General features: G+C 32.0%; 11 protein-coding genes. 1 reads left to right on the top strand and 10 read right to left on the bottom strand.

The window, feature by feature from the left end:
* The first annotated feature begins 15 nt into the window (after nt 1-15).
* Nucleotides 16-951: an FkbM family methyltransferase gene (locus ACTTAW_RS01690; protein WP_440650871.1), complete on the top strand. Its 936-nt coding sequence runs from the start codon at nt 16-18 to the stop codon at nt 949-951.
* Here ACTTAW_RS01690 and lpdA read toward each other — a convergent pair.
* The 10 genes from lpdA to sdhD are packed head-to-tail and all read right to left on the bottom strand — an operon-like array spanning nt 948 to nt 14,035.
* Nucleotides 948-2,348, bottom strand: coding sequence for a dihydrolipoyl dehydrogenase (lpdA, locus tag ACTTAW_RS01685; protein WP_440650870.1), 1,401 nt, complete (start codon nt 2,346-2,348; stop codon nt 948-950). The genes ACTTAW_RS01690 and lpdA overlap by 4 nt on opposite strands.
* A complete protein-coding gene (gene odhB / locus ACTTAW_RS01680; protein WP_440650869.1) occupies nt 2,349-3,650 on the bottom strand; it encodes a 2-oxoglutarate dehydrogenase complex dihydrolipoyllysine-residue succinyltransferase in 1,302 nt (433 codons plus the stop codon). It abuts the gene before it with no gap.
* 6 nt (nt 3,651-3,656) lie between these two features.
* Complete coding sequence (locus tag ACTTAW_RS01675) at nt 3,657-6,575, bottom strand: 2-oxoglutarate dehydrogenase E1 component (protein ID WP_440650868.1); 2,919 nt, start codon at nt 6,573-6,575, stop codon at nt 3,657-3,659.
* Nucleotides 6,576-6,609: 34 nt separating this feature from the next.
* Nucleotides 6,610-7,485, bottom strand: a complete 876-nt coding sequence (gene sucD, locus ACTTAW_RS01670) for a succinate--CoA ligase subunit alpha (protein WP_440613695.1) — start codon at nt 7,483-7,485, stop codon at nt 6,610-6,612.
* A complete protein-coding gene (gene sucC, locus ACTTAW_RS01665; RefSeq protein ID WP_440650867.1) occupies nt 7,486-8,646 on the bottom strand; it encodes an ADP-forming succinate--CoA ligase subunit beta in 1,161 nt (386 codons plus the stop codon).
* Nucleotides 8,647-8,648: 2 nt separating this feature from the next.
* Nucleotides 8,649-9,611, bottom strand: coding sequence for a malate dehydrogenase (gene mdh, locus ACTTAW_RS01660; protein WP_440650866.1), 963 nt, complete (start codon nt 9,609-9,611; stop codon nt 8,649-8,651).
* 10 nt (nt 9,612-9,621) lie between these two features.
* Nucleotides 9,622-11,115, bottom strand: coding sequence for a CoA-acylating methylmalonate-semialdehyde dehydrogenase (locus ACTTAW_RS01655; RefSeq protein WP_075506082.1), 1,494 nt, complete (start codon nt 11,113-11,115; stop codon nt 9,622-9,624).
* A gap of 39 nt (nt 11,116-11,154) precedes the next feature.
* Nucleotides 11,155-11,934, bottom strand: coding sequence for a succinate dehydrogenase iron-sulfur subunit (locus ACTTAW_RS01650; RefSeq protein ID WP_262589896.1), 780 nt, complete (start codon nt 11,932-11,934; stop codon nt 11,155-11,157).
* Nucleotides 11,934-13,709, bottom strand: a complete 1,776-nt coding sequence (gene sdhA, locus ACTTAW_RS01645) for a succinate dehydrogenase flavoprotein subunit (protein ID WP_440613691.1) — start codon at nt 13,707-13,709, stop codon at nt 11,934-11,936. The genes ACTTAW_RS01650 and sdhA overlap by 1 nt, the downstream gene beginning before the upstream one ends.
* On the bottom strand, nt 13,709-14,035 hold the full coding sequence (gene sdhD, locus ACTTAW_RS01640; RefSeq protein ID WP_440650865.1) for a succinate dehydrogenase, hydrophobic membrane anchor protein: 327 nt from the start codon (nt 14,033-14,035) through the stop codon (nt 13,709-13,711). The genes sdhA and sdhD overlap by 1 nt, the downstream gene beginning before the upstream one ends.
* Nucleotide 14,036 lies beyond the last annotated feature (1 nt).

Below are 14,036 nucleotides of genomic sequence, written 5' to 3'. Positions count from 1 at the left end.
TAAATAGAGAAAATTATGATAAAATTAATTAAAAGGTTACTTATTAGTTCTCAACACCGACAGCTATTTGCCTTAAAATTAAATATAAATATATTAAAATGGTTAATTAACTATTTTAATTACAAAGGAGATATTCTAATAAGAAAAAATGAATGTTTTGTTGGTGATGAAGGTGTTTTTTTAAATATCAAAGCAACAAATAGATATCTGAAATCTCAATCACTCTCTAGAATAAATCAAGGTTTTTATTTATATGAAAAAATAAAAAAAATATTAAATCAAGTTAATATTGTTATTGATATAGGAGCAAATGTTGGAGAAGTATCAATATTTCTTTCAAAGATGATTCCTAATAGTAAAATATTTTCTATTGAGCCATCTAAGAGAAATCTTCTTTTATTCAAAGAAAATATTCAGAAACAATTTTTTAATTGTAATAATATTAAAATAATTGAAAAAGTTGTTTGTAATTACAATGGAAAAATTAAAATTACAAAATTATTTGGTGCAGAAAATACAATCATATTAGACCCAAAAAAAAATAGACAAATCAATAATAAATTGAAAAATAATACTGGAAAAATTGAAGAGGTGGAGGAGGTTGATGCAAATACACTTTTAAAACTATGTGAAGAAAATAAAATTAATGAGATAGATTTTATTAAAATTGATATAGAGGGATCTGAGCCCTTATTAACAGAGGATATCAATAAATTAAAACCTAAGATAATTTTTACAGAAATTTCAGATAAGAATACAGAAGCCAGTTATCAAGAAATGCTAAACAAATTAAAAGACAATTATAAAATTTATGATAACAATTTACAGACAATTGATAATATAAGATATTTTATTTCAAATTTATTTAATAAAAAAGTCAGTATTTATAATATTTCTGTAACTGATATATGGTTAATTAGAAAAGATATTAATTTTAAAAATTTGAATTAAGAGTGTATTGCTCTTTTGTCTACTGACAATGCAGCTTCTTTAACTGCCTCTGAAAATGTTGGGTGTGCATGACATGTTCTTGCTATATCTTCTGAGCTTGCACCAAATTCCATAGCTAAACCAATCTCTGCTATTAATTCTCCTGCATGAGGGCCAATAATATGAGCTCCTAGTACTTTGTCTGTTTTCTCATCTGCTAATATTTTTACAAATCCCTCAGCATCATCAATTGCTTTAGCTCTTGAATTTGCCATAAATGAAAACTTACCAACTTTATATTTTTGATTAAGTTCTTTTAATTGTTCTTCTGTTTTTCCTATAGATGCAACTTCTGGAGTGGTATACACAACACCAGGAATTGTATCATAGTTAACATGTCCAGATTGTCCTGCAATATTTTCAGCAACTGCAATTCCTTCATCTTCAGCTTTATGAGCAAGCATTGGTCCTATTATTACATCGCCAATAGCAAAAATATTTTCGACATTTGTTTTAAAAGTTTTGTCAGTTTTTATTCTTTTTCTTTCATCTAAATCAATTCCTACTGCATCTAAATTTAGTCCATCCGTATTTGGCTTTCTACCAACAGAAATTAACACCACATCACATTCAAAATTGTTTTTATTGCCATCTTTATCTAGTGTTGAAACAACTGCTCCGTTGTTGTTTTTCTGAATTGTTTCAACTTTGTTTTGCATATTAAATTTAATGCCTTGTTTTTTTAAAATTTTCATAAACTCAGATGAAATTTCTTTATCCATTCCAGGTGTAATATGATCTAAGAATTCTACGACCTGAACTTCCGAACCTAATCTAGACCAAACGGAGCCCATCTCTAAACCAATGTAGCCACCTCCTATTACAACCATTTTATTTGGTACTTTTTCTAATTTTAAAGCCCCCGTAGAGGAAACAATTACTTTTTCATCAATATCAATTCCAGGTAATGAAACTGGCACAGATCCGGTTGCTATTACTGTTTTTTCTGACTCGATAATTGTTTCATTATTCTTGTCATCTTTAATTGAGATTTGATTTTTTGATTTAAAACTTCCGTGACCTTTAAAATAAGTAACTTTGTTTTTTTTTAAAAGAAATTCAACACCTTTGGTCAATATTGTTACAGCTTTATCTTTACTTTTCATCATCTTTTCAAGATTAAGTTTTACCTCACGTATTTCGATACCCTTATTGGATAAATTTTTTACTTTATGAAATTCTTCAGAGAGATTTAATAAACTTTTTGATGGTATACAGCCAACATTTAAGCAAGTTCCTCCTAGTGAACCTCTAGACTCTATACACGCTGTTTTTAAACCTAATTGTGCAAGCCTAATTGCACAAACATAACCACCAGGCCCTCCTCCAATAACTACAGCTTGAAATTTTTCTGACATTTAAATATCCAAAAATAGTCTTCTAGGGTCTTCTAGATTTTCTTTAATCATTTTTAAAAATGAAACAGATTCTTTGCCATCAATAATTCTGTGATCATATGAAAGAGCTAAATACATGATAGGTCTTATTTTTATTTCACCTTCTACTACCACTGGTCGCTCTACAATGTTGTGCATACCTAGAACACCAGATTGAGGTAAGTTTAGAATTGGAGTTGATAACATTGAACCATATACACCACCATTACTGATAGTAAATGTTCCTCCTTGTAGATCTTCAATTGTTAATTTTCCATCTCTAGCCTTTTCAGAAATATCTTTAATATTTTTCTCAATATCAGCAAACGAAAGTTCGTCTGCATTTCTTAAAACTGGAACGACTAAACCTTTGTCTGTACCTACAGCAAAACTTATATTGTAATAGTTTTTGTATATAATTTCATCACCATCAATTTCAGCATTTACAGCAGGGAAATGCTTTAAGGCTACCACACATGCTTTAACAAAGAATGACATGAAGCCTAATTTAATTCCATATCTGCTTTGAAAGTCTTGTTGATTTTCTTTTCTCATTTCCATGATATTTATCATGTCAACTTCATTAAAAGTTGTAAGTAATGCAGCATTTTCTTGAGCTTGTTTTAATCTCTTAGCAATTGTCTGTCTTAGTCTGGTCATTTTAATTCGTTCTTCTTGACCATATTGAATTTTTCTCTCTGACGGTTTTGGATTTGCTCCCATTAAACTTATAAGATCTCCTTTTAAAACCTGACCATTTTTTCCTGAACCTTGAACTGAACCAATATCAATATTATTTTCAGTAACAATTTTTCTGACAGCAGGAGACAAAGTATCATTCCTATTCTCTCTTACTGGTGCTGGGCTTGGTACTACTTCCTCAGTTAAAACTAAAGGCTTAGGTTTTTTATTTTCTTTTTTTTGTTCCTCAAAAATTTGTGGTTCTTTTTTATTTGTATCTAATTGAATGACATTGTTTTCAGAAGGAGTTTCTTCGACTTGTTTGGGTTCCTCTTTTTTTTCAGTTGGTGTAACTTTTGCTGAACCGCTTTCTGAAACAGAACCTAATAAAGCTCCAACTTCCACTGTAGAGCCATCTTGTGAATTAATTTCTGTTAAAACACCTGTTATTGGTGATGGAACTTCTAAATTAACTTTATCAGTTTCAAGCTCCACAATTGGCTCGTCAGCTTCAACTGTATCTCCAATTTTTTTTAACCATTTTGCAACCGTTGCTTCTGTAATACTCTCACCAAGTACTGGAACTACTATTTTTTCACTCATTATAATTTAACCAAACACCTTACTAATTATTTCTTGTTGCTGAGAATTATGCCTCTTTGCATATCCAGTTGCTGGAGTTGCATCAGGGCTTCTTCCTATATAAGAAATTTTATTATATTTAGCCTTTAAAGTATCTAATGTCCATTGAATATAATCTCTTACTGAAAACCATGCTCCCATATTCTTTGGCTCTTCTTGGCACCAAAAAAATTCAGCATTTTTGGCATACGGTTTAAGTTCATTTACTAAAGCTTTTGCTGGGAAAGGATAAAGTTGTTCTATCCTAAACATAATTACATCATCTCTTTTTAATTTTTCTCTAGCATCAAGTAGGTCAAAATAAACTTTACCCGAACACAAGATAACTTTTTTAATATCAGAACTTTCTTTAAGTTTAATAAATCCATTTGATTTTGGATCGATCGCATGATCCCACAAAATTCTATGGAAAGTATTTTGTTTATTAAAATCTTCTAAGTTAGAAACGCAGTATTTATTTCTAAGCAATGATTTTGGTGTCATTACAACCAATGGTTTTCTAAAATCTCTATGCATTTGACGTCTTAATGCATGATAATAATTGGCTGGGGTTGTGCAGTTCATGACTTGCATATTATCGTTTGAACATAACTGTAAAAATCTTTCTAATCTTGCAGATGAATGTTCGGGACCTTGACCTTCATATCCATGAGGTAACAGCATTACAATTCCTGAAGCTCTGTTCCACTTTCTTTCACCTGAAGCTATAAACTGGTCAATAACTACTTGAGCTCCATTTGCAAAATCTCCAAATTGTGCCTCCCAAATTGTAAGAGTATTTGGTTCAACTAGACTGTAACCATATTCAAAACCTAAAACAGCAAGTTCAGATAAAAAACTATCTACCACTTCAAATTGTTTTTGACCTTTGACAATATTATTTAGTGGGATATATCTCGAATTATCAATTTGATTTCTTAGTACAGAATGTCTTTGACTAAAAGTTCCTCTACCAGAGTCTTGTCCAACTAAACGAACTGGATATCCTTCAACTAACAAAGATCCAAACGCAAGAGCTTCTGCTGAAGACCAATCAATTCCCACTCCTTTTTCAATCGAGTCTCTTCTCGCATTTAATATTTTACTAATAGTTTTATGAATATTTTTTTCTGATGGTACTATATTTATTTTTTTTGAAATTATTTTTAATTTCTCCTCATCAAAACCTGATATTCCCCTTTTATCTTTTCCTTTCTCAGGTTTATATCTTGACCATGTACCCTCAAACCATTCTATTTTAGGCTTGTAGTCTTTTGCACTTTTATATTGATCATCTAATAAATCTTTAAATGATTTAACATTTTGATTTAATAATTCTTGAGTAATTGATTTTTCATTAACCAGTTTATTCCCATAAATTTTATATACACTTGGGTGAGATTTAATTTTTTGATACATCAATGGCTGAGTAAACGATGGCTCATCTCCCTCATTATGACCAAACCTTCTGTAACAAATTAAATCTACTACAACGTCTCTGTTAAATTTTAATCTAAATTCTGTAGCTATTCTGGTAGCATAAACAACTGCCTCTGGATCGTCTCCATTAACATGTAAAATTGGAGCCTCAACCATTTTTGCAACATCAGAAGGATAAGGTGACGATCTTGCGAATCGAGGACTCGTTGTAAAACCAATTTGATTATTTACAATTATATGAATAGTTCCACCAGTGTTATGTCCAGGTAGTCCTGACATGGCAAAACATTCTGCTACCACACCTTGTCCAGCAAATGCTGCATCACCATGAATTAGTATTGGGATAACTTTGTTTCTGTCTTTATCTTTATGAAAAAATTGTTTTGCTCTAGTTTGTCCTAAAACGACAGGATTTACTGCTTCAAGGTGAGATGGATTATCTGTCAAACTAACATGAACAGAATTTCCATCAAATTGTCTGTCAGAAGATGCACCAAGATGATATTTTACATCTCCAGCACTATCCTCAGAGTCATCACTATATTCACCAGCAAATTCATTAAATATTCTTTTATAAGATTTTTGTAAAACGTTAGCCAAAACATTTAATCTGCCTCTATGAGACATTCCAATTTTAACCTCTTTAATTTGTTGTTGACCGCCAATTTTAATTATTTGCTCAAGTGCAGGAATTAAACTTTCTCCTCCATCTAATCCAAATCTTTTTGTACCAACATACTTAGTTGCTAAAAATTTTTCAAAACCTTCTGCTTGAACTAATTTATTTAGAATTGCTTCCTTACCATTTTTAGTAAACTGAAGAGCTTTATCATCTTGCTCAATTCTATCTCTAAACCATTTTCTTTCATCAGGATTAGAAATGTGCATAAACTCATAACCTATTTTTCCACAATAGGTTTTTTTCATAAATTTTAAAATTTCTTTAATATTGGCATACTTTTTATTTATCACCCCGTTTAAGAAAATTTTTCTTTCATAGTTTTCTTTCTTAAAACCATAAAACTCTGGATGAAGTTCATCTAAATATTCAGATTCTCTCATTCCCAAAGGATCAAGATCAGCTAACAAATGCCCCCTTAATCTGTAGGCTCTGATTAACGCAACAGCACTTATTGAATCTTTGTTAGAATCTGCAAGTAATTGAAAATTAAATTTTTCTGAAGTATCAATTTTTTCATTATTTAAATTAGTGATTTCATTTTCATCAATTTTCTTTTGAAGCTCATCAATATTTATTTTTGTTTTTTCTGGTCCCCATGAAGGTCCATTTATTTCATTAGCAATAACTTTTATTTCATCACCAATTCCTTCAAAGTAATTTAACCAACTTTCAGGGAGATCTTTATCTTTATTGATAAATTTTAAGTACATTTGCTCAATAAATGCACTATTTGATTTATGTAAAAATGAATTTTTTTCGAAATCGAGATTTTTTGATGATGACATCTTTTTATTTAATATATCCCTCTAAAAAATATTTTCAATTAGACAGTTTATCAAATAAAGTTTTACCAATTATTGATGGTGATTTTGCGACTGTAATTCCACATTCTTCCATTTTTTTTATTTTATCTTCTGCACCACCTTTACCTCCAGAAATAATTGCACCTGCATGCCCCATTCTTCTCCCTGGTGGCGCAGTAATTCCAGCTATAAATCCAACTGTTGGTTTTTTAATCTTATGGTTTTTCAAAAAATCTGCCGCTTCTTCCTCTGCGGAGCCTCCTATCTCGCCAATCATTAAAATTGATTGAGTCTCTTCATCATTTAAAAAAAGATCTAAGCAATCTATGAAATTTGTACCATTTATTGGATCTCCTCCAATTCCGATACATGTTGATTGCCCTAATCCATTTTCAGTTGTTTGAGCAACCGCTTCGTAGGTTAAAGTTCCAGATCTAGATACAATTCCAACTGAACCTCTTTTATGAATATTACCAGGCATAATTCCAATTTTACATTCATCTGGAGTTATAATTCCTGGACAATTTGGACCTATAAGTCTGCTATTAGACCCATCTAATTTTTTTCTAACCTTAAGCATATCTTGAATTGGGATACCTTCAGTAATGCAAACAATTAATTCAACAGATGCATCGATAGCTTCTATAATTGCTGCTGCAGCAAATTTTGCAGGCACATAAATCATAGTGGCATCTGCCCCAACTGCATCTTTAGCTTCAGCTACAGAATTAAATACAGGTCTGTCTAAATGCTTTTGACCTCCCTTTTTAGGAGTAACACCTCCTACTAAATTTGTTCCATATTTTATTGCTTGCTCTGAATGAAAAGTTCCATGTGCACCTGTAAAACCCTGACAAATTACTTTAGTTTCTTTATTAACTAAAACTGACATTTATTTAATAGCCTCAACAATTTTCTTAGCAGCATCATCTAAGTTCTCTGCTGAAATTAATTTTAAACCTGAATTATCTAAAATTTCTTTTCCCTCTTTAAAATTTGTCCCTGCAAGTCGAACTACCAAAGGTACACTAATATTAATTTCTTTTGCAGCGTTCACTACTCCTTGTGCAAGCACATCACATCTCATTATTCCCCCAAAAATATTTATCAAAATTCCCTTCACATTTTTATCTGAAAGAATAATTTTAAATGCTGCAGAAACTTTTTCTTTTGAGGCTCCACCTCCTACATCTAAGAAATTAGCTGGCTCTTTACCATATAATTTGATGATATCCATAGTTGCCATTGCTAGACCTGCACCATTAACCATACATCCAATACTTCCATCTAACTTGATATAAGCTAAATCATGTTTGCTAGCTTCAATCTCAGTTGGATCTTCTTCATTTAGATCTCTTAATTCTAGTATTTCAGGGTGTCTAAATAATGCATTAGAATCGAAATTAACTTTCGCATCTAAACAAACAATCTTTCCCTCTTTTGTTAAAATTAAAGGATTTACCTCAACCATATTTGCATCTGTACTAATAAACATTTTATAAATCGATTTGATTAGTAAAATTGCTTGATCTTTTGCATCACTGTTTAAATCAAAAATTTTAATTACTGACTCACAATCTGCATCTGATATTTCTTCAGCTATATCAACTTTAGTTGTAATAATTTTTTCTGGATTTGAGCTTGCTACTTCTTCAATATCCATTCCACCTTGATCACTTGAAATAAATGCAATCTTTGAGCTCGCTCTATCAACTAAACATGATAAATAGAATTCTTTTTCTATATTGGAGGATTCTTCAACATATAATCGCTTAACCTCTCTTCCTTCTGGTCCAGTTTGATGAGTTACAAGTGTTTTTCCAATTAATTCATTTGCTGAATTTTTTAATTCCTCAAGTGTATTAAGAATTTTAACTCCTCCAGCTTTACCTCTACCACCAGCGTGAATTTGAGCTTTTAAAACATACTTTTCAGTTTTTAAATTTTTTGCTTTTTCAATCAATTCATCAACACTTGTTGAAAAAACCCCTTCTGGAACTATTGCTCCATATTTCTTTAAAATTTCTTTTGCTTGGTGCTCGTGAATGTTCATTATTATTTTGAAAGATCTGGATCTATTTTAGAAGCAGCTTCCCAAAGAGCTTTTACAGCATCAATAGAGTGCATAAACTCTTTATTTTCTTTTTCATCTAAATCCACTACTTCAATTTTCTCAACTCCGTCTTTACCAATTACAACCGGTACTCCCGCATAAACATTTTCTACTCCGTACTCACCATTTAACTGGACTGCACAAGGTAATAATTTTTTTTCATCTTTTAAGTATGACTCAGCCATTTGAACTCCCGATGCTGCAGGTGCATAAAAAGCAGAACCTTTTTCTAAATACTTAACGATTTCTGCTCCACCGTCTCTAGTTCTTTGATTAATTTCTTCAACTCTCTCTTGAGAAATCTTTCCTTCTTTAACAAGATCTAATAAAGGTTTACCAGATACTTTTGTAAATCTTGGCATAGGAACCATAGTATCTCCATGACCACCCATAACCATTGCTTCAATCTCTTTCACAGGCACACCAAACTCTAATGATAAAAATAATTTAAATCTTGAGCTATCTAAAATTCCTGCCATGCCAACAACTTTATTTGCAGGCAAACCTGAAAACTTTTGAAACGCCATAACCATTACGTCTAAAGGGTTGGTGATACAAATTACGAAGGCGTTCGGAGCGTTTTCTTTTACTCCTTGAGCTACCTGTTTAATAATTTTTAAATTTATACCAAGAAGGTCGTCTCTACTCATTCCTGGCTTTCTAGGAACTCCTGCTGTAATTATGATAACATCAGAATCTTTAATATCTTTATAATCGTCTGTACCTGATAATTTTACATTAAATCCATCAACAGATGAAGATTGAGCTATGTCTAAAGCCTTTCCTTTAGCTATTCCACTTGCAACGTCAAATAAAACAACTTCATCAACAAGCTCCTTTATTCCAATTAAATGTGCTAGTGTTCCACCTATTTGGCCCGCGCCAATTAAAGATATTTTTTTCATTTATTTCCTCTTATTTCATTGTTGGCATTACAAATTCTGCGTTTGTACGCACACCTGAAGGCCATCGTGATGTTACAGTTTTAAGTTTAGTATAGAATTTTATTCCTTCCATGCCATGCATGCCACTATCTCCAAATAATGATCTTTTCCAACCACCAAAACTATGAAAGGCCATAGGAACTGGAATTGGAACATTGATACCAACCATTCCTACTTGAATTTTACTAGCAAATGTTCTGCCTGCATCACCATCTCTAGTATAAATACTTACTCCGTTTCCGTATTCATGATCATTGATTAGTTTTGCAGCCTCTTCAAAAGTTTTAACTCTAACTACAGATAGAACTGGACCAAAAATTTCTTCTTTATAAATTCTCATGTCTTTATTAACGTGATCAAATAAACAACCACCTATATAAAATCCGTTTTCATAACCTTGAAGTTTTAAATTTCTTCCATCGACAACTAATTTAGCACCTTCTTCAACTCCTAAATCAACATAACTTTTTACTTTTTCTAAATGCTCTTTTGTAACCAGAGGTCCCATCTCTGAAGTTTTATCCATACCAGGTCCTACTTTTAAGGCCTCTGCTTTTTTTGAAAGTCTTGAAACTAGTTCATCACCAATATCTCCAACAGCAACAGCAACAGATTGAGCCATACATCTCTCACCTGCAGATCCGTAAGCTGCACCCATCAATCCATTTACTGCACCATCCAAATCACAATCTGGCATGACTACTAAGTGATTTTTTGCACCTCCAAGTGCTTGTACTCTTTTTTCATTTTTAGCTGAATTTTCGTAGATATATTTTGCAATTGGAGTGGATCCAACAAAGCTTACAGCTTTAATATCTTTATTTTCTAAAATTGCATCAACAGCTTCTTTGTCGCCATTAACTACGTTAAATACTCCCTCAGGCAATCCAGCTTCACTAAGTAACTCTGCTAATCTAAGTGGACATGAAGGATCTTTTTCTGAAGGTTTTAATATAAATGTATTTCCACAAGCAATTGCTATTGGAAACATCCACATTGGTACCATTGCCGGAAAATTAAATGGAGTAATTCCAGCTACTACCCCTAAAGGTTGCCTCATTGACCAACTGTCAACATTTGTTCCAACATTTTCAGAATATTCACCTTTTAACAAATGAGGAATTCCACAAGCAAACTCAACTACCTCAAGCCCTCTTGTTAAAGATCCTCTAGCATCCTCAAAAACTTTTCCATGTTCTGATACTATTAGCTTTGTTAACTCATCAGAGTTTTTTTCTATTAATTCTTTAAATTTAAATATTATCCTTGCTCTTTGTAAAGGAGGTTTTGCAGACCAAGTTTCAAATGCTTTTTTGGCTGCTTCTACAGCTTGATCTAAATCAGATTTACTTGCAAGTCTAACCTCAGATTCTTGTTCTCCTGTTGCAGGATTAAATACTTTTCCTTTTCTATCAGATGAACCTGGAATTATTTTTCCATTAACGAAGTGCTCTATTAATTTCATGAATACGGTCTTTTAAATCAAAAAAACTTAATAGTCTATTTAAACATTGGCCGTAGCTAACATTTTTTTAATTTCTGCAATTGCTTTTGCTGGATTTAGGCCTTTGGGACAAGCATTTGTACAATTTAAAATAGTATGACATCTGTAAAGTTTTAATTCATCAGCAACTTTTTTTAATCTTGCTTTTCTTTCTTCATCTCTACTATCAACGATCCATCTGTAAGCTTGTAGAAGGACTGCTGGACCTAAGTATTTATCTCCATTCCACCAATAACTTGGGCAAGATGTTGAACAACATGCACACATAATACATTCATAAGCGCCATCAAGTTTTGCTCTATCTTCTTGAGATTGATAAATTTCTGTTGTTTCTTTTTTTGAATTATTTTTTAACCAGGGTTCAATAGATTGATACTGTTTATACAAACCATCCAAATCTCCAATTAAATCTCTTTTAACTTTCAAGTGCGGCAGTGGATATATGTCTATATCTCCATCAATTTCCGAATGCGGAGTTGTGCACGCTAAACCATTTTTGCCACCCATGTTCATAGCACAAGAACCACAAACTCCATGAGCACAAGATCTTCTATAAGCTAATGTTGGGTCAATTTCGTTTTTAATTTTATTTAAAATATCTAAAACTTTAGAAGGACAATTATCCATATCAACTTCATAAGTATCAATTCTTGGATTTTCTTCAGTAGAAGGGTCCCATCTATAAACATTTACTCTTCTAAGATTTTTAGAGCCTGTTTTATCTTTAAAATATTTACCTTTTTTGACTTCAGAATTTTTTGGTAAATTCAATTGTACCATTAGTATACCCGCTCTTGTGGTGGAAAATATTGAACTTCATTAGTCAAAGTTGACTTGTGGACTGGTCTATAACTAATTTTTGTATTTTTTCCATCACACCAAGCAAGAGTATGTTGCATAAATTTATCATCATCTCTTTTTGGATAATCATCTCTTGCATGAGCTCCTCTGCTTTCTTTTCTGTGATATGCAGATTCTACTGTTGTTACTGCTTGTCTAATTAAATTATCAAATTCTAAAGTTTCAACTAAATCAGTATTAAATACTAAAGATCTATCTTTAACAGAAATAGAGTCCATTCCATCATAAGTTTTTCTAATATCATCAACGCCTTCTTTTAAATTTTTTTCTGTTCTAAATACTGCACATTTAGATTGCATTGTTTTTTGCATTGAAAGTCTAAGTTCTGCGGTACTATTATTTCCATCTGCATTTCTTAACTTATCAAATCTATCTAAACATTTTTGTGTCTCAGACTCAGGTAACTCTTCATGAGGAGTTCCGGGTTTAACTAATTCTGCTGCTCTTTTTGCTGCTGCTCTTCCGAACACTACTAAATCAATTAATGAATTAGAGCCAAGTCTATTCGCACCATGAACAGATACACATGCTGCTTCTCCTATAGCCATCAAACCTGGAACAGTTTTTTCTGAACCATTAACAGTTAAAACTTCTGCTTTGTAATTTGTTGGAATACCACCCATATTATAATGAACTGTTGGGACAACAGGTATAGGTTCTTTAGTTACATCTACATTTGCAAATAATCTTGCAGCATCAGTAATTCCTGGAAGTCTACTTTCAATAATATCTTTATCTAAATGACTTAAGTTTAAATGAACATGATCTTGATCTTTTCCAACTCCTCTTCCTTCATTTATTTCAATAGACATTGATCTACTAACAACATCTCTTGATGCTAAATCTTTTGCATTTGGAGCATATCTTTCCATAAATCTTTCCCCCTTAGAGTTAGTTAGATAACCACCCTCACCTCTAGCACCTTCTGTTATTAACGTGCCATGACCATAAATTCCTGTTGGATGAAATTGAACAAACTCCATATCTTGAAGAGGCAATCCAGCTCTTAATACCATTGCATTTCCATCTCCAGTGCAAGTATGCGCAGATGTAGCTGAATAATAGACTTTCCCATATCCACCTGTAGCTATAATTACAGTATGTGCTCTAAATCTATGGATTGTTCCATCATTTAAATTCCATGCAATTAATCCCTTGCACGCTCCATCTTTCATTAAAAGATCTAATGCAAAATATTCTATAAAAAACTCAGTATTATGTTTTAAGGCTTGTCCATAAAGCGTATGAAGAATTGCATGACCAGTTCTATCCGCAGCAGCACATGTTCTTTGTACAATTCCATTTCCATAATTTTTTGTCATTCCACCAAAAGGTCTTTGATATATTTTTCCCTCTTCAGTTCTACTAAATGGAACTCCATATTTTTCTAATTCTAAAACAGCTTTTGGAGCTTCTTTACATAAATACTCAATACTATCTTGATCACCTAACCAATCTGCACCTTTAACCGTATCATACATGTGCCATCTCCAATCATCTTCTCCCATGTTACCAAGTGCAGCTGAGATACCTCCTTGTGCAGCAGAAGTGTGGCTTCTAGTTGGAAATACTTTTGAAATACAGGCTGTTTTCAATCCAGCTTCGCTTAATCCAACAGCAGCTCTCAAGCCAGATCCACCAGCTCCTAAGACAACTACATCATATTCATGATCTATAATATTATAAGCGCTCATTATTTTAGATTAAGTAAAATTATTATTGTTAATAATGGAATAATTATAGCAGAAATATAGAGAAGTCTGTTTGCGACATATTTGGTTTTTTCATTAGAAATATAGTCCTCAAAAACCTCACTAATACTTAGGGCAGAAAAAAAATAAGCAAAAATTAAAAATATACTAAATAAAAACTTATTTGTTTTGTTTAAAAAAAAACTAACTACTTCAGAATAGTCTCCATCATAAATAGATATGAAATTAATTATAAACCAAAACATTAAAGGGACTAAAATTATTGATGATAATTTTAAAAACATCCATTTTTTTGTAGCTAAATTCATA

Origin of the sequence: Candidatus Pelagibacter sp. HIMB1495 (genome assembly GCF_052047955.1) — a bacterium.
In the GTDB taxonomy this organism is placed as follows: domain Bacteria; phylum Pseudomonadota; class Alphaproteobacteria; order Pelagibacterales; family Pelagibacteraceae; genus Pelagibacter.
Note: the sequence above shows the minus strand (reverse complement) of the source record. Positions and strands in the feature narration are given on the sequence as shown.

Excerpts from the sequence above, each read along its gene's own strand:
- mdh (WP_440650866.1), bottom strand. The coding sequence starts at position 9,611 with ATGAAAAAAATATCTTTAATTGGCGCGGGCCAAATAGGTGGAACACTA.
- ACTTAW_RS01675 (WP_440650868.1), bottom strand. The coding sequence starts at position 6,575 with ATGTCATCATCAAAAAATCTCGATTTCGAAAAAAATTCATTTTTACAT.
- sucC (WP_440650867.1), bottom strand. The coding sequence starts at position 8,646 with ATGAACATTCACGAGCACCAAGCAAAAGAAATTTTAAAGAAATATGGA.
- odhB (WP_440650869.1), bottom strand. The coding sequence starts at position 3,650 with ATGAGTGAAAAAATAGTAGTTCCAGTACTTGGTGAGAGTATTACAGAA.
- sdhD (WP_440650865.1), bottom strand. The coding sequence starts at position 14,035 with ATGAATTTAGCTACAAAAAAATGGATGTTTTTAAAATTATCATCAATA.
- ACTTAW_RS01690 (WP_440650871.1), top strand. The coding sequence starts at position 16 with ATGATAAAATTAATTAAAAGGTTACTTATTAGTTCTCAACACCGACAG.
- sucD (WP_440613695.1), bottom strand. The coding sequence starts at position 7,485 with ATGTCAGTTTTAGTTAATAAAGAAACTAAAGTAATTTGTCAGGGTTTT.
- lpdA (WP_440650870.1), bottom strand. The coding sequence starts at position 2,348 with ATGTCAGAAAAATTTCAAGCTGTAGTTATTGGAGGAGGGCCTGGTGGT.
- ACTTAW_RS01655 (WP_075506082.1), bottom strand. The coding sequence starts at position 11,115 with ATGAAATTAATAGAGCACTTCGTTAATGGAAAAATAATTCCAGGTTCA.
- ACTTAW_RS01650 (WP_262589896.1), bottom strand. The coding sequence starts at position 11,934 with ATGGTACAATTGAATTTACCAAAAAATTCTGAAGTCAAAAAAGGTAAA.
- sdhA (WP_440613691.1), bottom strand. The coding sequence starts at position 13,709 with ATGAGCGCTTATAATATTATAGATCATGAATATGATGTAGTTGTCTTA.